Here is an 18744-nt window from a genome sequence, read left to right as displayed (position 1 = left end):
CCAGGGCCTGCCGTGGCGTCACGCCGGCAGCGGCCGGTCCCGCACCACATGCTTCATCACCAGCGTCGACGTCAGCCGCTGCACGCCCGGCAGCGTGGCCAGCCGGTCGTCGTACAGCCGCTGATAGGCGGTGAGGTCGGCGGCGACGATCCGCAGCAGATAGTCCGGTTCCCCGAACAGCCGCTGCGCCTCCAGCACCTCCGCGACCTCGCCGATGGCCCGCTCGAACTCGGCGACGGTGTCCCGGTCCTCCTGCCGCATGGAGACGAAGACCAGCGCCTCGAAGTTCAGCCCGACGGCGGCCGGCTCCACGACGGCCCGGTATCCGCTGATGGCGCCGGCCCGCTCCAGCTCCCGCAGCCGGCGGTGGCACGGCGAGACGCTGAGCCGCACCCGCGCGGCCAGCTCGGTCACGGTCAGCCGCCCGTCCTGCTGCAGCTCGGCAAGAATCTTTCTGTCCACGTCGTCCATGAGGAAGATCTTCCCTCACAGAGGCCGATCATGGGCAAACTTCGACAACACTTTCGAGCCATTCCCGCCTAATGTCGCCACCATGGACTCCGGACTGCTCATTTCCTTCCTCGCCATCGACCTGCTGCTCGTCTGCGTGCCGGGCGCCGACTGGGCGTATGCGATATCCGCCGGGCTGCGCGACCGCACGCCGGTGACGGCGGTGGCGGGTCTGGTCACCGGGTACGCGCTGCACACGGTCCTCGCGGTGGCCGGTCTTGCGGTGCTGGTCGCGGGCGAGCCGGCGCTGCTGACGGCGCTGACGGCCGCCGGCGCCGCGTATCTGGTGTGGCTGGGCTGGGGAGTGCTGCGCCGTCCGGGCACGCCGGGGGCGGCCGAGGAGACGGTGTCCACGAGCCCCTCCCGCGCCTTTCTCCGGGGTGCCACGATCAGCGGGCTGAACCCCAAGGGCCTGCTGCTCTACCTCTCGGTGCTGCCGCAGTTCCTGGTGACGAAGGGCGACCATCTGCCGGTCCCCGCCCAGACCGCCGTACTCGGCCTGCTCCACATGGCGTGCTGCGCCGCCGTCTACCTCACGGTGGGCCTCGCGGCCCGCGCGGTCCTGGGCGCCCGCCCGGCGGCGGCCCGGGCGGTCGCGCGCACATCGGGGGCGGCGATGCTGGGCATCGGCGCGTTCCTGCTGGTCCAGCGCCTGGCGACGCTGTAGCGCCCGGCCGTCGACGGCCCGCTCCCGAGCCCCCTCACCGCCGCACGATCCGGAACAGCCGGATCTCCCGCTCCACCCGTGCCTGGTACGTCGCGTACGGCGGCCAGAACCCCAGCGCCGTCTTCCATACGGCCGCCCGCTCCTCCCCCTCCAGCAGCCGGGCCGTGACCGGGATGTCCCGTCCCTTCCAGCTGACCTCGGCGTCGGGACGGGCGAGGAGGTTGTGGGTCCAGGCGGGGTGGCCGGGGCGGCCGAAGTTGGAGCCGACGAGGATCCAGGAGCGGCCGTCCTCCTCGGGCATACAGGCGAGCGGCGTACGGCGGGGCAGTCCGCTGCGGGCGCCGGTCGAGGTCAGGATCACCCCGGGCAGCATCTGCGCGCTGAGCAGCACCTTGCCCCGTGTGAGCCGGTGTACGGCACGGTCGAGCACGGGGATGACATGAGGGGCGACCTTGGCGAAGCCCCGCGTCGAGGACACCTTCCGCACCACTCGCACGACCACCGGCACCCTGATCACACCGCCACCTCCCGCGCATCCGCCCCGGTCGCCTCGAAGAGCCGCGCCGCGTCGGCGGCGTGTGCCCGCAGCCGGTGCACCGGCCCGAACAGCAGCTCGTCCCCGGCGGCCCTCTTGAAGTACAGGTGCGCCTCATGCTCCCAGGTGAAACCGATGCCGCCGTGCAACTGGATCCCCTCGGCCGCCGCCGTCCGCAGCGCCTCCAGCGCCTGCGCGAGGGCGAGCCCGCCGACCCGCTCCCCGTGCGGGTTGGCCCACGCCGCGTAGTAGGCGGCCGAGCGAGCCGCCTGCACCCCCACATACACGTCCGCCAGCCGGTGCTTCACCGCCTGGAAGGACCCGATCGCCCGCCCGAACTGCTCCCGCTGCCCGACGTACTCCACGGTCCGCTCCAGTGCCCGGTCGGCGGCCCCCACGGCCTCACAGGCGAGCACGGCGGCGACCCGGTCCCCGGCATCGGCGAGCGCGCCCAGCACATCCGCGCCCTCCTCCCCCAGCAACTCGGCCTCCACGTCCCGCAGTTGCACACGCGCCTGCGACCGGGTGGCATCCAGTGCGGTCTGCCGTACGCATACGACCCCGGCGGCATCCCCCTCCACCAGGAACAGCAGCGTCCGCGACCGGGCGAACCCCCCGGCGTGCGCGGCGACCACCAGCAGCCCCGCGCTGTGCCCGTCCAGCACCTGGTCGACCTGCCCGTACAGCCGCCAGCCCGCCGCCACCCGCCGCGCCTGCACGCCCCCGGCGCGGCCGCCGCCGGCCCAGTCGCCCCCGTTGTCGCCGGTCAGGGCGAGGGCGGCGGCGAGGGCGGTGCCGGGGACGGCGAGGGCGGCGGTGAGCGCGCCGGAGGCGATGCGGGGCAGCAGTGCGCCGCGCTGGTCCTCGGTGCCGAGGGCGGCGATCAGGGGCGCCGCGAGCACGGCGGTGGCGAACAGCGGGGTCGGGGCCAGGGCCCGGCCCACCTCCTCGCAGGCCAGGGCGAGTTCGGTCGCCGAGCAGCCGACGCCGCCGTACGCCTCGGGCAGGGCCAGTCCGGGCAGGCCGAGCTGTTCGGCGAGGGCGGTCCACAGGGCCGGGTCGTGTCCGGCGGGGGTGTCGAGGGCCGCGCGCAGCTCGTGCGGGCCGTACCGGTCGCGGAGCAGCTCGCTCAGGGCGCGGCGGATCTCGTCCTGCTCGGGAGTGAAGCTGGCGTCCATGGCTCTTCCTCCGGCTCTTCCCTCCAGATCTGACGGGCCGTCATATTAGGAGGGCCGCAACGAGATGCACAGAGGTTTGGACGCACGGGGGTTGGACGCACAGAGGTTGGAGGCCTCGCATGACTGCCGGAAGCCGGAAAGTCGCCGTGGTCGGCGTGGGCCTGTCCGACTGCGGTCGGGTGGACGACGCGACCCCGTACGCCCTGCACGCCCAGGCCGCCTGCCGCGCGCTGGCCGACTCGGGGCTGGGCCGCGAGGTGGTGGACGGCTTCGCGTCCGCCGGTCTCGGCACCCTCGCGCCGGTCGAGGTGGCCGAGTACCTGGGCCTGCGCCCGACCTGGGTCGACTCCACTTCGGTCGGCGGCTCGACCTGGGAGGTCATGGCGGCACACGCGGCGGACGCGATATCCGCCGGACACGCGAACGCCGTACTCCTGGTCTACGGCTCGACGGCCCGGGCGGACATCAAGGCGGGCCGCCGCACGGGCAACCTGTCCTTCGGCTCCCGGGGCCCGCTGCAGTTCGAGGTCCCCTACGGCCACACCCTCATCGCGAAGTACGCCATGGCGGCCCGCCGTCACATGCTCGAACACGGCACGACGATCGAGCAGTTGGCGGAGGTGGCGGTCCAGGCGCGGGCGAACGCCGCCCTGAACCCGGAGGCGATGTTCCGCGACCCGATCACGGTCGACGACGTCCTGTCCGGCCCGATGATCGCGGACCCCTTCACCAAGCTGCACTGCTGCATCCGCTCCGACGGCGGGGCGGCGGTGCTGCTGGCCGCCGAGGAGTTCGTGCGGGACTGCCGTACCGCACCCGTGTGGATCCTCGGCACCGGGGAGCACGTCTCGCACGCCGCGATGTCCGAGTGGCCCGACTTCACCACCGGTCCGGCGGCGGTCAGCGGACGGCTCGCCTTCGAGCGGGCCGGGGTGCGGCCGGAGGAGATCGACTTCGCGGAGCTCTACGACGCGTTCACGTACATGACCCTGGTGACCCTGGAGGACCTCGGCTTCTGCGGGAAGGGCGAGGGCGGGGCGTTCGTGGAGAAGGGGCGGCTGCTGGTGCGGGGCGGTGAGCTGCCGGTGAACACGGACGGCGGCGGGCTGTCCGCCCAGCACCCCGGGATGCGGGGGCTGTTCCTGCTGGTGGAGGCCGTACGGCAGCTGCGCGGCGAGGGCGGGGAGCGTCAGGTGTGGGGGCGGGGCGGGCGCGGTGAGCGGGGGGAGCGCGGGGAACTGCCGCGGCTGGGGGTGGCTTCGGCCACCGGGGGATGGTTCTGCTCGTCGGGGACGTTGGTGCTGGGGAGGGACTGAGACACGATCGTCGACCCGACCGGGAGGAACAGGCATGGCACTGACCCGCGAGGAGCGTGAAGAGTTCCTGGCCGAACCCCATATCGCCGCGCTGGCCGTCGACGCGGGCGCGGGGCGCGCACCGCTGACCGTGCCGATCTGGTACCAGTACGAACCCGGCGGCGACGTATGGATCATGACGGGACTGGACTCCCGGAAGAACCGGCTGATCCAGCCGGCGGGACGGTTCGCCCTGATGGTCGACCGGCTCGAACCCACGATCCGGTACGTGTCGGTCGAGGGCCCGGTCGTCAGCACGGCGCCCGCCACGATCGAACAGCTCCGGGAGGTCTCGGCCCGCTATCTCCCGGCCGACAAGGTCGACGGCTATGTCGACTTCGCCTGGAAGAACCACGGCGAGCAGGTCATCATCCACATGCGTCCCGAGCGATGGGTGTCATCGGACCTCGGTCAGGTGTGAGCCTGCACCGCACGGGACAATCGGGGCATGGGAACGGATCTTCATGACCTGCTGAGGTCGCTGCGCGTCTGGGACGTCGACCTGCCCGCCTTCGACCCGGCGGCCGCGCCCGCCGACCCGCTGGCCCTCTTCACGGCCTGGTTCGCCGAGGCCGTGGCCGCCGGGCAGGTGGAGCCGCACACGATGTCCCTCGCCACGGCGGACGAGGAGGGCCGGCCGGACGTACGGACCGTGATGCTGCACGGCGCCGACCCGTCCGGCTGGTCCTTCGCCACGCACGTCGGCAGCCGCAAGGGCCGCCAGCTCGCCGCCCGCCCGCATGCGGCCCTCGGCTTCTACTGGCCGGCGCAGGGCCGTCAGGTGCGGGTGCGCGGCCCGGTCACGGCAGCCCCGTCCACCGAGTCCCAGGCCGATCTGCACGCCCGCTCGACCGGCGCGCTGGCCGCCGCCCTGACCGGCCGCCAGAGCGAAGCCCTCTCCTCCCTTGAGGAGTTGAGGCGCGAGTCCCAGGCGTCCTGGGACCGCGCCCAGCGCGAACCCGACGCCCCGGTCCCGTCCTGGACCCTCTACCGCCTGCGCCCCGACGAGGTCGAGTTCTTCCAGGGCGACGCGGCCCGGCGCCATGTGCGGCTCGTGTATCGCCGTACGGACGAGGGGTGGGCGAAGGGACTGCTGTGGCCCTAGGGGGTGTTGTTGAAAGTCCCGCACAGCACCCCCTAGCCCGGTGACGTGCCGGGGCGGATCGGTCGTGCGCTACCGCCGGTCGGCGGTCAGCCCCGGCAGACCCGGAGGCGTCGGCAGCGGGAGCGGGTTGGCGCCGGTGCGCTCGCGTGCGGCCGGGGCGGCCTGGCAGGTCGCGTCCTGCGCCGGCAGCCTGCCGGTGGTCAGGTAGGCCGTGGCCGTCTTGTCCGCGCACGACTTGGTGCCGTAGACGCCGTGCCCGACACCTCCGAGGACCGTGACCATCTTCGCGCCCTTCATGACCCTGCGCATGCCCTGGCCGCTGGCCAACGGGGTCTGGGAGTCCCATTCGTTCTGCAGGATCAGCGCGCCGACCTTGTTGTCGATCCGGGTGGCGGGCTCACCGCCGTTCTTCTTCCAGAACGCGCACGGCTTGATGTTGGACGCGATGTCGCCGTACAGCGGGTACCTGCCCTTGTCCCGGATCGCGTCGGCGCGGTACTGCTCGGGATCGCGCGGCCAGTTGCGGGTGTCGGCGCAGACGACGGTCCAGAAGCCGGCGGTGCCGTTGTCCCCGGGCACGGCGCGTCCGAACGACGGCGGAACCGGCGTCGGCGTCCCGGACTCCCGGTGACCGGACGGGCGGCTGCCCGCGGCGGCCTTCTTCAGCTCGACGATCGGCTCGGCGGCTTCGCGCACACTGAAGAACGTGGCACGGCTGCCGGAACGGATGTCGGCCCCGGTCAGCTTGGTCCCGTCGAGGTCGATCGGCTTGCGGTCGGCCTGGGCGACCAGGTCGTAGAAGGTCTTGCGGACCGCCTCGGGAGTCGCTCCCAGCTTGTACGTGGAGTTGCGCTCGGCGGTCCACTCGGTCCACCTGGTGAAGGCGGGCTCGGTGCCCTCCGCCCAGATCTGGATCATGCCGCGCCAGATCCGCGCCGGGTCGACGGCGCTGTCCAGCACGATGCGGTCGGAGTGCTTGGGGAACATCTGCGTGTAGACCGCGCCGAGGTAGGTGCCGTACGAGTACCCCAGATAGGAGATCTTCTTCTCGCCGAGCACGGCACGGATCACGTCCATGTCCCGGGCGGTGTTGCGGGTGGTGATGTGGCGCAGCTTGTCGCCCTGCTTGGCGTGGCACTTCTCGGCGAGGGTGCGTGCCCACTTCACGTCCTTGGCGAACGTCTCGGGCTTGTACGCCCGTTCCCCGTTCTCTTCCGCGGACGTCAGACCGCAGCCGACGGGAGAGCTCTCGCCCATGCCTCGCGGGTCGAAGCCGATGAGGTCGTACCTGTTCTTCACGGACTTCGGCAGCTCGCCCGCCAGTTGCTGCGGCATGTCGAGCCCCGGACCGCCCGGTCCACCCGGGTTGAGCAGGAGCACACCGCGACGCTCTCTCTCGCTGCTCGCCTTCACCCTCGATATCGCGAGATCGAGCTTCTTGCCGCCGGGGCGGCTGTAGTCGAGAGGCACTTTGATCGTGGCGCACTGGAAGGTGACCGGCATCGATCTGTCACAGCGATGCCATGCCGGCTTCTGCTGAAGGTACTGGCTCAGGGGATTCGCCGCGGCGGATGCCGTGGCCGGCGCGAGTGCGGGTATCAGGGCGGCGACGGCACTGGCCGCCAGGAAGGGCGCTATTCGGCTGCTGCGCACGTGGGAAGGGTCCGTCCTCGGGATGGGTGCGGATGAGACGCACCCACCCTTTCGAGTAGCGGAGTTGAGCGAATCCATCAATGAGACAGGATTGATCCGACCGCGGACGGACCGAGAGGCATGCCGGATGGTCCCGAAGTCGGACAACCGCACCCGGCTCCGCGCCGTCTTGCTCAAGTGGACTTCGTCAGGGCTCGGCGACGGCCGGCTTGGTCACATGACCCGTCGGGCAGTGCCTAGAAGCCCCGGGCGCCCCGGAAGTCGTACGCCGTGAAGTCGGCCACCGGCCGGTACCCGATGCGCTGGTAGAGGCTGTTGCTGGTCGGGTTGGACAGGTCCGTGAAGAGCAGTACCTCGCGTACCCCGGAGGTGAGCACGGACCGGCTGACCGCTGCGGTGACCGCGCCCGCGTAGCCGCGCCTGCGCAGGTGGGCCGGGGTGTAGACGGGTGCGACCCGGACCTGGCCGGCGACGGTCCGGGTCACGCCGGCCATGGAGAGCGGCGTGCCGTCCTCGCTCTCCCAGAAGGTGGTGCCTCCGTAGGCGATGCGCGAGTCGGCCCAGGCGGCGGCATCGCGGGCGGCGTGATCGCCGACGGAGTCGTTGAACTCCCCGTACCAGCGGATCAGTTGCTCCCGGTCCTCCTTGCCGGCGACCCGGGCCCGGCCCGCCGGGAGGGGGTGCGGGGCGGTCAGGTTCCCCAGCCGGTACAGCCGTTGGCGCTGGCTGACGATGTTCCGGCCGCCCGTGTGCCGGCGCCAGGCGGCAGCGAAGGCCTCGGCGGTGTCATGGGCCGCGATGACGCCCGGGACCGATTGGCCGAGGGCTATCAGATGGGCGGCGAGCGAGTCGGCCTCGTCGGGGCCCAGCGGGGTGACGTTCAGCCGGAAGGGCGGGGTGCGGAAGTAGGCGGCTCGCACCTGCCCGCCCAACTCCAGCACACCGAAGACGGGCGGTTCGTCGCCGTACGCGCGCAGTCCGCTCGTGCGCAGTGTCTCGGTCACCGTCAGGGCGACGGTGTGCAGATCGGGGCGGGAGCGCAGGAAGCTTCCGGCGTGGGCGAGGAAGCCGGTGAGATCCTGGGTGCAGTACCAGTCGTCCGGGCGCATACCTCATGATCCCGCGCCCGGGCGGGGGTTGTGCACCCTTTTCCGTCGCGGACACGAAGCCGACACAAGACCCCACTCTCAGGCGGGGGTTGAGAGGCTCCGGGTTCACGGCCCGCGTGGCCTACAGGTTGACGTCCGGATCGGTCGCGAGCCGCGCGTGCAGATGCACGTCCCGGTACGCGTCCTGCCGCTCCGCCTCCCACATCGCGTCCCGCAGGGTCCCCTCGGGGGTGAACCCGCACCGCTCGGCGATACGGCAGGAGGAGTCGTGTCCGACGGCGTGACCGAGTTCCAGTCGGTGCAGCCCCAGGCCCGTGCCCGAACCCGGTTCGGTGAGGGCCCAGCGGGCGGTGAGGGCGAGGGCGTGTGTGGCGACGCGCCTGCCGCGGGCCTCGGGGAGGATCCAGTAGCCGACGCGGGCGGAGCTCATCAGCCGGTCGATGAGGTTGACGCCGACGTGCCCGAGGGGTGCGCCGGTCGCCGCGTCGGTGACGCAGTACGACGCCGCCGTGCCCTGCGCCGAGTTACGCGCCGCGTCCCGCAGGGACTCCCGGGCACTGTCGAGGTCCGTGGTGATCTTCAGCGGGGTGTTCCAGCGCCGGAACTCCGGGTCGGTGCGCCCCCGGAACCATGCCTCTGCGTCGACCTCGGATTCCGCGTCCCAGGGACGCAGGCGCAGACCGTTGCCGTGCAGGTCGGGGACGGGGTGGACGGGAGGTCGTATGTCGGTGTGTGCCATGCGGTCATTGAAACCCGCCTCGGTCACCCGCGGGCCGGAACACCGGAACCCCGTCCCGGAAGACGACCTCCAGCTCCATCCCGGCCCGCAGTTCCCCGGCGTCCGCGCACTCCACGACCTCGGTCATCATCCGCGGCCCCTCGGCGAGATCGACGACGGCGGCGACGTACGGTGTCCGCTCCCCGAAGGGCGGCAGGTCGTTGCGGTGGACGACGGACCAGGTGTAGAGGGTGGCCCGGCCGCTCGCGGGCTGCCAGGTCACGTCCTCGCTCCAGCAGTGGGGGCAGAACTCGCGGGGGTAGTGGTGGGCGCGGCCGCAGGTGGCGCACCGGCGGACGAGGAGGCTTCCGTTTGCCGCCGCGTCCCAGTAGGTGCGGGTGAAGGCGTCGGCTTCCGGGATGTCGTATCGCCGGTCGGCCATCAGAACAGCCCCAGCGCGCTGTCCATCGACCAGGACTGCCATGACATCCCGAACAGCGCGACCAGGGAGATCAGGGCCATCATCGAGTTCTGCCCCTGCTCGGCCCAGTCGTGGATCATCAGGGCGAAGTAGAGGACGTTGAGCAGCAGCCCACCGACGAGGGCCAGCGGGGTCAGGAACCCGAGGACGAGCCCGAGGCCGAGGGCCAGCTCCGCGTACAGGACGACGTACGCCATGGTCCGTGGCCGTGGCTTCACGACGACCTCGAAGCCGGAGCGTACGGCGTTCCAGCGGTGCTTGGCCGCGACGTCCGCCGCCCAGGAGATCCCCGCACCCTCGAACCAGCTCTTCTTGTCCTTGTGCCGCCAGCTCTCCAGCCACCACAGCCCGAGGCCTATCCGGAGCACGGCCAGCCATTCCGCACCTGTGAGCCAGATCGCGTCCATGGATCTGACGGTACGTCAGATCAGAGGGGACTGACAATCGCCTGTGCGTCCCTGATGAATCCGACAGAATCGCCAGGATCAGCGGCTACAAGGGCAAGCGGGCCAAGTAGGCCCCGCCCCGCGTGTCATGCCCGCACTCAGGCCGCCGGCTTCGCGGCGCCGATCGCGGGCAAGGGGCCGACGGCCACCAGGGCTGTCAGACCGCCGGTCACTCCGAAGGTGCCCATCATGATCATGGCCACGCCGATCCCGAACATGCCGGTGACGTCGTCCGACCAGTCGTAGTAGGCGGCGACGGTCAGACCGACCGTGGTGCCGAGCACGGCCCCCACGTCGTACCGCCGGGATGCCGCCCAGTACACCGGCACCAGCAGCGTCACCACCAGCCCGATCACCTGCCACGCCGCGTACGGGCCGGTCGTCGAACCGTCGGGATGCACGTCGTACTGCTGGTCCCAGCCCAGCCAGGCGGCCCACCCCGCCATCGACAGTCCGGCCAGCACGAGGATCGACACCAGCTGGGGAACGGGTTTCTGCAGTCCTTGACTCATGGTCCCAGCGTTCTCGTCCCGCCCCTTCTCCGGCCAGAGCGCGGGTACTCAGTTCCATCCGAGTACATCCGAGTACATGAGTCGGGCTCAGGACATGGCACACACGCTCAAGGGTGCTGCGACGTCACTGCGAGCCGTCCAGTCCCATGAGGACCGAGTACGCCGACTCGGCCCGGCGTGCCGGGGCGGCGTCGGCGCGTGCGTGGTCCAGGAAGCTCTGGGTCCCGCCGTGGTGGAGGACCATGCCGTCCTTCATGAGGGTGACGGTGTCGGCTTCGTCGGCCAGGTCGGCGATGTCATGCGTCGACATGAGCACCGGGGTCTTCGCCGCGACCTCCCGCAGCACGTCACGGAAGACCGTGCGCTGGTGCGGGTCGAGCCCGGCCGTCGGCTCGTCCAGCAGGATCACGCGGGCGTCATGGGCCAGGGCGCAGGCGATGCCGACGCGGCGGAGCTGCCCCCCGGACAGCCTTGCCGTCTTCCGGCCGGCCTGCTCGGCGAGGCCGACCTGGTCGAGGGCCGCTCCGGCGCGCTCCCAGGCACGGGCGCGTTCCTCGCCTTTCAGCCAGGCGACGTACGCGACGTACTCACGGGCGGTCAACTGCCGTGAGGTGGGCACCCGTTGAGGCAGCCAGGCCACGTGGCGGCGGTATTCACGGCTGGCGGAGGTGAGGTCCGTGCCGCTGAGGACGACGCTGCCCGCCTTGGGCTCGACCGTGCCGGCGAGCAACGCCATCGTGGTGGACTTGCCCGCCCCGTTGGGGCCGAGCAGGATCGTCAGGCCCTGCTCGGGGACCTCGTAGGTGAAGTCGGCCAGGACGGGGCGCGTCCAGCGGCGGTAGCCGAAGGTCACACGGTCGAGCAGCAGAGTCATCGGTCGGTCCTTGGTGCGAAACAGGTGAGGGAGAGAACTCCGGCCAGAAAGACGGCGGCGGCGCCCATGGCGGCGTGTGTGACGTGGGCCTTCTCCGTGACGATCACCCAGGGGTAGGGGTCGTTGAGGCTGCGGCCCCCGAGGAACATGGAGTGGATCATCCAGAAGACGGGGACCAGGGTCGCCCGGTGCCCGAGCAGCGGCCAGCCGCCCAGCGCGAGTCCGCAGAAGAGCAGGTTGTTGCGTGCCGCCGTCCACATCGCCTCCTGGCCGAGCGTGGACGTCGCCGCGGACATCGCCATGGCCACCGCGGACACGAGCACGGCGAAACCGGCGACCAGCGTGACGTCCCTGGCGTCGAGCCTGCGGACGGCGGACCGTTCCACGGAGGGAAGCCGCCGTTCGAGGCAGACGACCAGGGCGACGGAGGGGATGAGGCAGAGGAAGTTGCTGAGTTCTGTCGGTACCGCGAAATCCCCCAGGAACGCGGGGAAGACGACGACCACGTCCAGGGTGAGTCCGACGCTCAGGACGAAGGCCACCAGGGCAGCGGGCAGCAGCCCCAGGGCTCCCCGCTGACGCAGCCACCAGATCATGTTCAGCGACCTGCCCCGCAGGCCCGGCGGAGCTGGTCGGCGTACCAGGCCTTCTGCTCCCTCAGGGGAAGCCCGCTCACCCTGTCCATCTCGGCGAGGAGCTGTTCCCGGCTCTGGCCCTGTCCGAACTGCTGGGTCTCACGGGACAGCCAGGCGAGGTACTCGCTCTCCACGCCTGCCGTCCGGGCGGCCCAGAGGGTGTTGTAGTGCAGAGCCTTCCAGTCCGGTTGCGCGCAGGGAATTCCGACGACCTCGATGGCGATGTTCTCCCGGAGCACCTTGTCCGCGTTTCCGGGCACGAGGTCGAGTGCCCAGTGCTCTCCCCGGGTGTCGAATTGCTGAACACCGGCCACGCTGACGTCGGTGATGCGGGTGGGTTTCTCGACGATGACGCCCTTGGCCTGCAATTTGTCCGTCATCTCGGCGAGTTCGGTCTGAATCTGCCCGATGTGCTCGGAACCGGCCGACGGCAGGCAGACTTCGGGCTTCTCCCCCTCGCAGGTGACGGGGGCGAATCCCTTGGCGGCCGGAGCGATCGAATGCCAGTCCTTGGTGATGCCGTATGCGCCGAGCAGGCCACCGACCGCGATCACGAGGGACACGGCGACAGAGGCGACACGAATACGCCGGGGCGCCGTCAGTACGACACAGGCGACGGCCAGACAGACCGTCGGCAGGAGTGCGGCCGCCGTCATGGCCGGCGAATAGGCCTCGCCGAAGCCCAGCCAGGCGATGGACCCGGTGACATGGTGCGCCCAGTAACTGTCGGTTCCCAGCGGGAAGCTGATCCCGACGAACACCGCCACGGCCACGATCGGCGCGGCGTACAGCGCATGGAATCGGCGCCCTATGACGAATCCGATGACGGCGTGCGCGGTGAGCAGGACGACGACGATCACCATCAGGTGCAGCACATACAGATCGGGAAGGACCCCGACCACCCACAGCCCACCGGCCGTGACGCCCGCGGTGAGGACCGACAGGGAGAGCACCGTGATGAGGACGGGCTGGACCGCGATGCGCCAACCGGAGCGCGCCGCCCCCAACTCCCAGGTGCCGAGGGCCCGCAGTCGCGTCGCCTCCACCGCGGCCAGACCCGCCACCGCCGCGGCGGCCATCGGGACCGGGGCATGCACGGCGTACGACGCGACCTGTGCGGGCCACGGCACGGCGATCAGCCGCTCGATGTGCCGGGTGCTCGTGACGAAGACGAAGGCGAAGAAAAGGCCGATCAACGGAAAGGCCAGCACGGCGGGATGCGTGCGAAGAGCGGAGGAGAAGCGCATGAACCCTCGAATGGAAAACAAGCCCGGCGGAAACAGATCCGGTGGAGAACAATTCCGGGCCGCCGCACGCTGTGCGGCGGCCCGGCAGGATCAGTCAGCCAGGGTCGTGTCCACGCTGACCTTGTCAGCGGCACCCGTGCAAGCCCCGCACCCCGAACCGAGCTTGGTGATTTCGAGGTAGTAGCTGTCGTACGGCAGATTGGACTGGGTGGCCGTGCTCGTGTAGCCGGAGCCCTTGAAGCAGTTGGTGAGCGTCGACGTGTCGTGCTTCACGTCGCTGCCCCAGTCGATCTGCTGCCACAGCGCCACATCGACGCTGTTCGAAGTTCCGGCCTGGTCGCAGCCGGTGAAGTGGAATTCGTTGTACTCCTCGTCGACCCACTGCTGGGAATTGGTCCCCTGGACAAGGCTGAAAGGAGACTTGCTCCAGTTGGCCCAGGCAACCGAAGTGGTGGCAATCGTGAGTACGGCGGCCGCCCCCGCGACGACACCGAATTTATGCATAAGTCTTCCCGACAAAGGAATCCCCTCCATGCCCTTGCGGTCGTCGAGGCCCCCCTCGAACTGGAGACCGAAAGGCTGGGTGACTCTAGCATCGCCTCCGTCGCATGTCAGCCATGATCAAACAGGACACTTCGCCCTCCGCGCCTGGCCCTTGACCTGTGTCGTCGAGCAACGCAGGTGCCTCGCTTCCCGGATAAGAGCCCGCGATGGAAGGCCGGAAACAAAGCATTCCGGCTAACGCCCGACAGTCGGTCCAACGGGTGATCCTGCCGTTCCGCGAGCAGCGGCCCACGCGACAACGGGAAGGCCAAGCTGCGTATCGGAAACACGAGGTCAGGAAACGTCCGTATGCCCAAGTTCCTCATCCAGGCCACCTACACGTCCGAGGGCACCAGAGGGTTGCTCAAGGAAGGTGCGAGCGGTCGTCGGGCCGCCGTCGAACAGGTCGTCTCCGGTCTCGGCGGCACGGTCGAGACCATGTACTTCGCCTTCGGGCAGGACGACATCGTGCTCATCGTCGACTTCCCCGACCCGGTCTCGATGGCCGCGGCCGGCCTCACGGTCAAGGCCAGCGGAGCGCTTCGGACCCGGGCGACCCCGCTTCTGACCCTCGACGAGATCGACGAGGCGACCCGACGGCAGGTCACCTTCCGCGCCCCCGGCACGTGAGTCCCCCGGGCCTGACGGCCAGGCGCCCCCGGCACATGAGTCCCCCGGGTCTGACGGCCAGGCGCCAGAGCGAGGTGACCTCCGCGGCGCGGGCGGCGTGCAGCGGGTCGGCGCTGTCCGAGGCGCGCGGATGCCGCGGTCTGGTGTCCACCCTGTCCAGCACGTGCAGTCCCGCCGATTCGATGCCGGCCAGCAGTTCGCGACGCGTCCTGAGCCCGAGATGTTCGGCGAGGTCGGAGAGGATGAGCCAGCCTTCACCGCCTGGTTCGAGGCGGGAGGTCAGGCCGTTCAGGAAGCCGTGCAACATGGCGCCGTCCGGGTCGTAGACGCCTTGCTCGACGTCGGAGGTCGGACGGGCGGGAATCCAGGGCGGGTTGCAGACGACGAGGTGGGCACGGCCTTCGGGGAACAGGGCGGGACCGACGACATCGACGCGTTCGCCGAACCCCAGTCGGCGGGCGTTCTCGCGGGCACAGGACAGTGCGCGCGGGTTGACGTCGGTGGCCACGATCCGGTCGAGCCCCCGGTGGGCGAGCACGACGGCGAGTACGCCGGTCCCCGTGCCGAGGTCGAACGCCGTACGACGACCGGCGCTCTGCTTCAGCGACGCGGGGAGCGGCGTCTTCGCCACCAGGTCGACGTACTCGCCCCTGGTCGGCGAGAACACGCCGTAGTGCGGGTGGATACGGGCGTTGACGGCCGGCACCGCCACGCCCTTCCTGCGCCACTGCTCGGCACCGATCACACCGAGCAGTTCCGTGAGGGAGACCACCACGGCGTCGCGCGGAGCGCCGTACGCCTCGGCACACGCCTGACGTACATCGGGAGCCCTGCGCAACCTCAGGGAGTAGTCGTCCTCCAGCAGCACCAGGAGCCTGCTCAGGACACGGGCCCGGTGGCCGCGGGCCCGGCGCTGCAGATGGAAGGACTCGGCCGGACTGCCGCCCGGGCGGGGTGGTTTGCGGTCGATACGGCGCCCCATCGCCCGCAGCAACTGCCGTGCGTTGTGGAAGTCGCCCCGCCACAGCAGCGCCGTACCTTCGCAGGCCAGACGGTAGGCGACCTCGGCTTTCATACGGTCGTCCGCGACGACGACCCGGCCGGGCGGCGAGGCGGCGCTCTCGGAATGCCACCGGGCTGATCGGGCGGTGTGGGCTTCGGTCCAGCGGATCGTGGACACGACGTACTCCTCGTGATCGAACGTGCGGGGGCACGAAGAGCACTTCGACGAGGAGCGGGAGAGAGCGCCTGGGCCAGGACCGGCCGGACGCCGCGGGCCCGGCGGGAATGGCCGGACAGCCCCTACGGCACAGGCGTGAGCATCAGGGCAGGCAGGGCTACCGCTCCCGCGTCGAAGCGCGAGAGGAGACGTCGCCGAGAACCATGCCGAGTGTCACGATCAGCCCTTTCACAGAGGTCACGCAGAGGCTCGCACAGCCCTCTGCCCGCAGGCAACCGGCGACAGGCCATATCCGGACTCGCCCGAAGCCCACCCCACAGCCACAACCAGGAGACCTACGCCACAGACCCCACCCACTCCTCCTACAGCCGTGATCGATCCGCAACCAATTCCGGGCTTGACCGAGACCCATCAAGCGGCTGCGTGATTACGCTCCCGACCATGGCCGACACCCCCCAACACACGGACCACCCCGCCGCGGACCACCCGGTCTATGTCATAGGCGGCGGCCCCGGCGGACTCTCCGTCGCATACGCGCTGCGCGCCCAAGGGCTGCGGGCTGTCGTGCTGGAGAAGTCGGACCGGGTCGGTGCCTCGTGGCGGCGGCACTACGACCGGCTTCATCTGCACACCACCCGGCGGCTGTCGGGCCTGCCGGGGCTGGCGATACCGCGCCGCTTCGGGCGCTGGGTGGCCCGGGACGACGTCGTGCGCTACCTGGAGAAGTACGCCGAGTACCACGACCTGGAGATAGTCACCGGCGTCGAGGTGTCACGGATCGAGCCCGCCCCCGACGGCTCCGGCTGGCTGCTGCGCGCCACCGGTGGCCGTGAACTGACCGGCGCCGCGGTCGTCGTGGCCACCGGCCACAACCACACCCCGCGCCTCCCGGACTGGCCCGGCCGCGACACCTACACCGGCGAGTTCCTGCACGCCGGCGAGTACCGCAACCCCGCGCCCTACGCCGGCCGCGACGTCCTGGTCGTCGGCGTCGGCAACACCGGTGCCGAGATCGCCGTGGACCTGGTCGAGGGCGGCGCCTCGCGCGTGCGGCTGGCGGTTCGCACCGCGCCGCACATCGTGCGCCGCTCCACCGCCGGCTGGGCCGCCCAGTTCACCAGCATCCTGGTACGGCGGCTGCCGGTCCGTCTCGTCGACCGGCTGGCGAGGCTCATGGCCAGGCTCAGCGTGCCGGACCTGTCGGCCCGCGGACTGCCGCGCCCCGACAGCGGGCTCTACAGCCGGGTCAAGGAGGGGGCGATCCCCATCCTCGACGTCGGCCTCATCGACGCCGTACGCAACGGCCGCGTCGAGATCGTGGCCGCCGTCGACGGCTTCGAGGATGACAAGGTCGTCCTCGCCGACGGCAACCGCGTCTCGCCGGACGCCGTCATCGCCGCCACCGGATACGTCCGCGCCCTGGAGGACCTCGTCGGCCACCTCGACGTGCTGGACACGCACGGCAGGCCCGTCGTCCAGGGCGCCCGCACACCGGCCCACGCCCCCGGCCTGTACTTCACCGGCTACACCAACCCCATCAGCGGCAACCTCCGCGAGATGGCGATCGACGCCCAGAAGATCGCCAAGGCCGTCGCCGGCGGCCGAAAGGGCGACCACGGCAGACAGGTCTCCCGGCTGCCGGTGACCTAGACACCCGGACGCCTGGACGCCTGGACGCCTGGACGCCTGGACACCCTCAACTCTCCTACGTATCCCTCCTGTTACTTACGAGTCAGTTGTGACGAGAGAGCTGTACCGCGCTGCCGCACAGGGCCAGAATGTGAGCACTGTTCAACTTTTCTGCTCCACTCCCTCTCGCCCTGACGGAGGACGCACGTGGCAAGCGAAAGACAGCTCCCCGGCACCGCTCGACTCTCCCGGCGCTCCCTGCTCGGCGGCGCGGCTGCCGCCGCCGGTGCCGCAACCCTCACCGCCACCGGCACCGGCACCGCCTCGGCCGCCGCCGCCCGCGAGGTCGACGTCGCCATCGTGGGCGCCGGTCTGGCCGGACTCACCGCGGCCCGCGACCTGGTGGCCGCCGGCAGATCGGTCGCCGTCCTGGAGGCCCGCGACCGCGTCGGCGGCCGCGTCATGGGACTCGGCCTCGCGGGCGGCGGCGTCACCGAAGGCGGCGGTGAGTTCATCGGCCCCACCCAGGACCGCATCAAGGCCCTCGCCGACTCCCTCGGCGTGCAGACCTTCACCACCTACAACTCCGGCAACAACCTCCTCTACAAGGACGGCAAGAAGACCCCCTACGCCACCGACGGCGTCCTCGGCTCCGTCCCGCCCATCGACGCGGCAGGGCTCGCCAACGCCGCGATCGTGCAGGCCACCCTCGACGACCTGGCCAAGCAGATCCCGGTCGACGCGCCCTGGACCGCGGCCAAGGCCGAGGAGTGGGACCGGCAGACCTTCGAGACCTGGCTGCGCGCCAACGCCGTCATCCCGTCCGCCAAGTTCCTCTTCGACGTGGCCTGTACGTCGATCTTCTCCGCCGAACCCCGCGAACTCTCCTTCCTCTTCGTCCTCTTCTACATCGCCGCCGCCGGCAATGCGTCCAACCCCGGCACCCTGGAACGCCTCACCGAGACCGCGGGCGGCGCCCAGGAACTGCGCTTCGTCGGCGGCTCCCAGCTGGTGCCGGTCAAACTCGCCGCCACACTCGGCGACCGGGTGGTGCTGGGCGCCCCGGTGCGCACGATCGCCAAGTCGGGCGGCAAGTACGTGGTGACCGCAGACGGCATCACCGTCACCGCCAAGAGGGTCGTCGTCGCCGTACCCCCGCCCCTCGCCGCCCGTATCACCTACGACCCCCTCCTCCCGGCCGCCCGCGACCAGCTCACCCAGCGCCTGCCGATGGCCTCGGTGGGGAAGGCCATCGCCATCTACGACACCCCCTTCTGGCGTGCCGACGGGTTCAACGGCCAGGTCGTCAGCGACACCGGCGTGATCAGCTCCACCTTCGACAACTCCCCGCCCGACGCCTCCTACGGCGCCCTCATGGGCTTCATCGAGGCCGACGCGGCCCGCAAGCTGGACGCGGCGAGCGAGGCGGAGGTCCGGGCGGCCGTACTGAAGGACTACGCCACCTACTTCGGCCCGAAAGCGGCCTCCCCCACCTCCTTCGTCCTGCAACGCTGGAACAACGAGGCCTACACCCGCGGTGGCCCCGTCTCCATCGCGGCGCCCGGCGTCCTGACCCAGTACGGCCCCGCCCTGCGCGAACCGGTCGGCGGCATCCACTGGGCCGGAACGGAGACCTCCACGCACTGGATGGGCTTCATGGACGGGGCGGTGCGGTCGGGCGAGCGGGTGGCGAAGGAGGTGCTGGCGGTGCTGTGAGCGACGCCGGCCCGGCATTGA

The 18744-nt window shown here is 70.8% G+C and carries 21 protein-coding genes; 7 read left to right on the top strand and 14 right to left on the bottom strand.

The annotated features are described in order from the left end of the window. Nucleotides 1-18: 18 nt before the first annotated feature. Nucleotides 19-471 carry an Lrp/AsnC family transcriptional regulator gene (locus POF73_RS24430; RefSeq protein ID WP_272119062.1) on the bottom strand — a complete coding sequence of 151 codons (453 nt, stop codon included), beginning with the start codon at nucleotides 469-471 and terminating at the stop codon, nucleotides 19-21. An 82-nt stretch (nucleotides 472-553) separates the two neighbouring features. On the opposite strand from POF73_RS24430, the gene POF73_RS24425 reads away from it, so the two are divergent. After that, nucleotides 554-1177 (top strand): LysE family translocator, encoded by a 624-nt coding sequence (locus POF73_RS24425; protein ID WP_272119060.1) that lies wholly within the window; start codon nucleotides 554-556, stop codon nucleotides 1175-1177. A 34-nt stretch (nucleotides 1178-1211) separates the two neighbouring features. On the opposite strand, the gene POF73_RS24420 is transcribed toward POF73_RS24425, so the two are convergent. Together POF73_RS24420 and POF73_RS24415 are read right to left on the bottom strand one after the other, a co-directional pair. Continuing rightward, nucleotides 1212-1694 carry a nitroreductase/quinone reductase family protein gene (locus POF73_RS24420; protein ID WP_443049634.1) on the bottom strand — a complete coding sequence of 161 codons (483 nt, stop codon included), beginning with the start codon at nucleotides 1692-1694 and terminating at the stop codon, nucleotides 1212-1214. Continuing rightward, nucleotides 1691-2890 (bottom strand): acyl-CoA dehydrogenase family protein, encoded by a 1200-nt coding sequence (locus tag POF73_RS24415; protein ID WP_272119058.1) that lies wholly within the window; start codon nucleotides 2888-2890, stop codon nucleotides 1691-1693. The genes POF73_RS24420 and POF73_RS24415 overlap by 4 nt, the downstream gene beginning before the upstream one ends. 119 nt (nucleotides 2891-3009) lie before the next feature. Here POF73_RS24415 and POF73_RS24410 point away from each other — a divergent pair, with 119 nt between their 5' ends. From POF73_RS24410 to POF73_RS24400, 3 genes are read left to right on the top strand one after another with little or no spacing between them, the layout of a single operon-like run. Further along, nucleotides 3010-4206: a thiolase C-terminal domain-containing protein gene (locus POF73_RS24410; protein ID WP_272119056.1), complete on the top strand. Its 1197-nt coding sequence runs from the start codon at nucleotides 3010-3012 to the stop codon at nucleotides 4204-4206. Nucleotides 4207-4240: 34 nt separating this feature from the next. Next, nucleotides 4241-4666 (top strand): pyridoxamine 5'-phosphate oxidase family protein, encoded by a 426-nt coding sequence (locus POF73_RS24405; RefSeq protein WP_272119054.1) that lies wholly within the window; start codon nucleotides 4241-4243, stop codon nucleotides 4664-4666. A 27-nt stretch (nucleotides 4667-4693) separates the two neighbouring features. Then, a complete protein-coding gene (locus tag POF73_RS24400) occupies nucleotides 4694-5350 on the top strand; it encodes a pyridoxine/pyridoxamine 5'-phosphate oxidase (RefSeq protein WP_272119052.1) in 657 nt (218 codons plus the stop codon). A gap of 69 nt (nucleotides 5351-5419) precedes the next feature. Here the strand turns inward: POF73_RS24400 and POF73_RS24395 are convergent, their stop codons facing one another. From POF73_RS24395 to POF73_RS24350, 10 genes are all read right to left on the bottom strand, one after another. After that, nucleotides 5420-7003 carry an alpha/beta hydrolase gene (locus tag POF73_RS24395; RefSeq protein ID WP_272119051.1) on the bottom strand — a complete coding sequence of 528 codons (1584 nt, stop codon included), beginning with the start codon at nucleotides 7001-7003 and terminating at the stop codon, nucleotides 5420-5422. A 236-nt stretch (nucleotides 7004-7239) separates the two neighbouring features. Beyond that, a complete protein-coding gene (locus POF73_RS24390) occupies nucleotides 7240-8112 on the bottom strand; it encodes a GNAT family N-acetyltransferase (protein WP_272119048.1) in 873 nt (290 codons plus the stop codon). A gap of 121 nt (nucleotides 8113-8233) precedes the next feature. Further along, nucleotides 8234-8851, bottom strand: a complete 618-nt coding sequence (locus POF73_RS24385; RefSeq protein ID WP_272119046.1) for a GNAT family N-acetyltransferase — start codon at nucleotides 8849-8851, stop codon at nucleotides 8234-8236. 4 nt (nucleotides 8852-8855) lie between these two features. Then, on the bottom strand, nucleotides 8856-9272 hold the full coding sequence (locus POF73_RS24380) for a Zn-ribbon domain-containing OB-fold protein (RefSeq protein ID WP_272119044.1): 417 nt from the start codon (nucleotides 9270-9272) through the stop codon (nucleotides 8856-8858). Next, nucleotides 9272-9718 (bottom strand): DoxX family membrane protein, encoded by a 447-nt coding sequence (locus POF73_RS24375; protein ID WP_272119042.1) that lies wholly within the window; start codon nucleotides 9716-9718, stop codon nucleotides 9272-9274. The genes POF73_RS24380 and POF73_RS24375 overlap by 1 nt, the downstream gene beginning before the upstream one ends. 137 nt (nucleotides 9719-9855) lie before the next feature. Continuing rightward, nucleotides 9856-10269: a hypothetical protein gene (locus POF73_RS24370; protein ID WP_272119040.1), complete on the bottom strand. Its 414-nt coding sequence runs from the start codon at nucleotides 10267-10269 to the stop codon at nucleotides 9856-9858. 124 nt (nucleotides 10270-10393) lie between these two features. After that, nucleotides 10394-11143, bottom strand: a complete 750-nt coding sequence (locus POF73_RS24365; protein ID WP_272119038.1) for an ATP-binding cassette domain-containing protein — start codon at nucleotides 11141-11143, stop codon at nucleotides 10394-10396. Next, the gene (locus tag POF73_RS24360; protein WP_272119036.1) at nucleotides 11140-11739 is read right to left on the bottom strand and encodes a hypothetical protein; all 600 of its coding nucleotides are present in this window, start codon (nucleotides 11737-11739) and stop codon (nucleotides 11140-11142) included. Before POF73_RS24360 ends, POF73_RS24365 begins: the two co-directional genes overlap by 4 nt. Before the next feature lie 2 nt (nucleotides 11740-11741). Then, nucleotides 11742-13025 carry a DUF7224 domain-containing protein gene (locus POF73_RS24355; protein WP_272119034.1) on the bottom strand — a complete coding sequence of 428 codons (1284 nt, stop codon included), beginning with the start codon at nucleotides 13023-13025 and terminating at the stop codon, nucleotides 11742-11744. A gap of 90 nt (nucleotides 13026-13115) precedes the next feature. Beyond that, entirely contained in the window at nucleotides 13116-13529 is a 414-nt protein-coding gene (locus POF73_RS24350; RefSeq protein WP_272119032.1) for a hypothetical protein, read from the bottom strand. Nucleotides 13530-13877: 348 nt separating this feature from the next. On the opposite strand from POF73_RS24350, the gene POF73_RS24345 reads away from it, so the two are divergent. After that, entirely contained in the window at nucleotides 13878-14198 is a 321-nt protein-coding gene (locus tag POF73_RS24345; protein WP_272119030.1) for a GYD domain-containing protein, read from the top strand. Here POF73_RS24345 and POF73_RS24340 read toward each other — a convergent pair. Further along, a complete protein-coding gene (locus POF73_RS24340) occupies nucleotides 14173-15378 on the bottom strand; it encodes a class I SAM-dependent methyltransferase (RefSeq protein WP_272119028.1) in 1206 nt (401 codons plus the stop codon). The genes POF73_RS24345 and POF73_RS24340 overlap by 26 nt on opposite strands. Before the next feature lie 441 nt (nucleotides 15379-15819). Between POF73_RS24340 and POF73_RS24335 the strand changes: the two genes are divergently transcribed. Continuing rightward, nucleotides 15820-17028 carry a flavin-containing monooxygenase gene (locus POF73_RS24335; RefSeq protein ID WP_272119026.1) on the top strand — a complete coding sequence of 403 codons (1209 nt, stop codon included), beginning with the start codon at nucleotides 15820-15822 and terminating at the stop codon, nucleotides 17026-17028. Nucleotides 17029-17214: 186 nt separating this feature from the next. Continuing rightward, a complete protein-coding gene (locus tag POF73_RS24330) occupies nucleotides 17215-18723 on the top strand; it encodes a flavin monoamine oxidase family protein (protein WP_272119023.1) in 1509 nt (502 codons plus the stop codon). Nucleotides 18724-18744 lie beyond the last annotated feature (21 nt).

The sequence above is a fragment of the Streptomyces sp. HD genome, from assembly GCF_028369295.1.
In the GTDB taxonomy this organism is placed as follows: domain Bacteria; phylum Actinomycetota; class Actinomycetes; order Streptomycetales; family Streptomycetaceae; genus Streptomyces.
Note: the sequence above shows the minus strand (reverse complement) of the source record. Positions and strands in the feature narration are given on the sequence as shown.

What these genes read in the sequence shown, in the direction of transcription:
- POF73_RS24430 (WP_272119062.1), bottom strand. Translation starts at nt 471, where the DNA reads ATGGACGACGTGGACAGAAAGATTCTTGCCGAGCTGCAGCAGGACGGG.
- POF73_RS24425 (WP_272119060.1), top strand. Translation starts at nt 554, where the DNA reads ATGGACTCCGGACTGCTCATTTCCTTCCTCGCCATCGACCTGCTGCTC.
- POF73_RS24415 (WP_272119058.1), bottom strand. Translation starts at nt 2,890, where the DNA reads ATGGACGCCAGCTTCACTCCCGAGCAGGACGAGATCCGCCGCGCCCTG.
- POF73_RS24410 (WP_272119056.1), top strand. Translation starts at nt 3,010, where the DNA reads ATGACTGCCGGAAGCCGGAAAGTCGCCGTGGTCGGCGTGGGCCTGTCC.
- POF73_RS24405 (WP_272119054.1), top strand. Translation starts at nt 4,241, where the DNA reads ATGGCACTGACCCGCGAGGAGCGTGAAGAGTTCCTGGCCGAACCCCAT.
- POF73_RS24400 (WP_272119052.1), top strand. Translation starts at nt 4,694, where the DNA reads ATGGGAACGGATCTTCATGACCTGCTGAGGTCGCTGCGCGTCTGGGAC.
- POF73_RS24390 (WP_272119048.1), bottom strand. Translation starts at nt 8,112, where the DNA reads ATGCGCCCGGACGACTGGTACTGCACCCAGGATCTCACCGGCTTCCTC.
- POF73_RS24385 (WP_272119046.1), bottom strand. Translation starts at nt 8,851, where the DNA reads ATGGCACACACCGACATACGACCTCCCGTCCACCCCGTCCCCGACCTG.
- POF73_RS24380 (WP_272119044.1), bottom strand. Translation starts at nt 9,272, where the DNA reads ATGGCCGACCGGCGATACGACATCCCGGAAGCCGACGCCTTCACCCGC.
- POF73_RS24375 (WP_272119042.1), bottom strand. Translation starts at nt 9,718, where the DNA reads ATGGACGCGATCTGGCTCACAGGTGCGGAATGGCTGGCCGTGCTCCGG.
- POF73_RS24370 (WP_272119040.1), bottom strand. Translation starts at nt 10,269, where the DNA reads ATGAGTCAAGGACTGCAGAAACCCGTTCCCCAGCTGGTGTCGATCCTC.
- POF73_RS24365 (WP_272119038.1), bottom strand. Translation starts at nt 11,143, where the DNA reads ATGACTCTGCTGCTCGACCGTGTGACCTTCGGCTACCGCCGCTGGACG.
- POF73_RS24360 (WP_272119036.1), bottom strand. Translation starts at nt 11,739, where the DNA reads ATGATCTGGTGGCTGCGTCAGCGGGGAGCCCTGGGGCTGCTGCCCGCT.
- POF73_RS24355 (WP_272119034.1), bottom strand. Translation starts at nt 13,025, where the DNA reads ATGCGCTTCTCCTCCGCTCTTCGCACGCATCCCGCCGTGCTGGCCTTT.
- POF73_RS24350 (WP_272119032.1), bottom strand. Translation starts at nt 13,529, where the DNA reads ATGCATAAATTCGGTGTCGTCGCGGGGGCGGCCGCCGTACTCACGATT.
- POF73_RS24345 (WP_272119030.1), top strand. Translation starts at nt 13,878, where the DNA reads ATGCCCAAGTTCCTCATCCAGGCCACCTACACGTCCGAGGGCACCAGA.
- POF73_RS24335 (WP_272119026.1), top strand. Translation starts at nt 15,820, where the DNA reads ATGGCCGACACCCCCCAACACACGGACCACCCCGCCGCGGACCACCCG.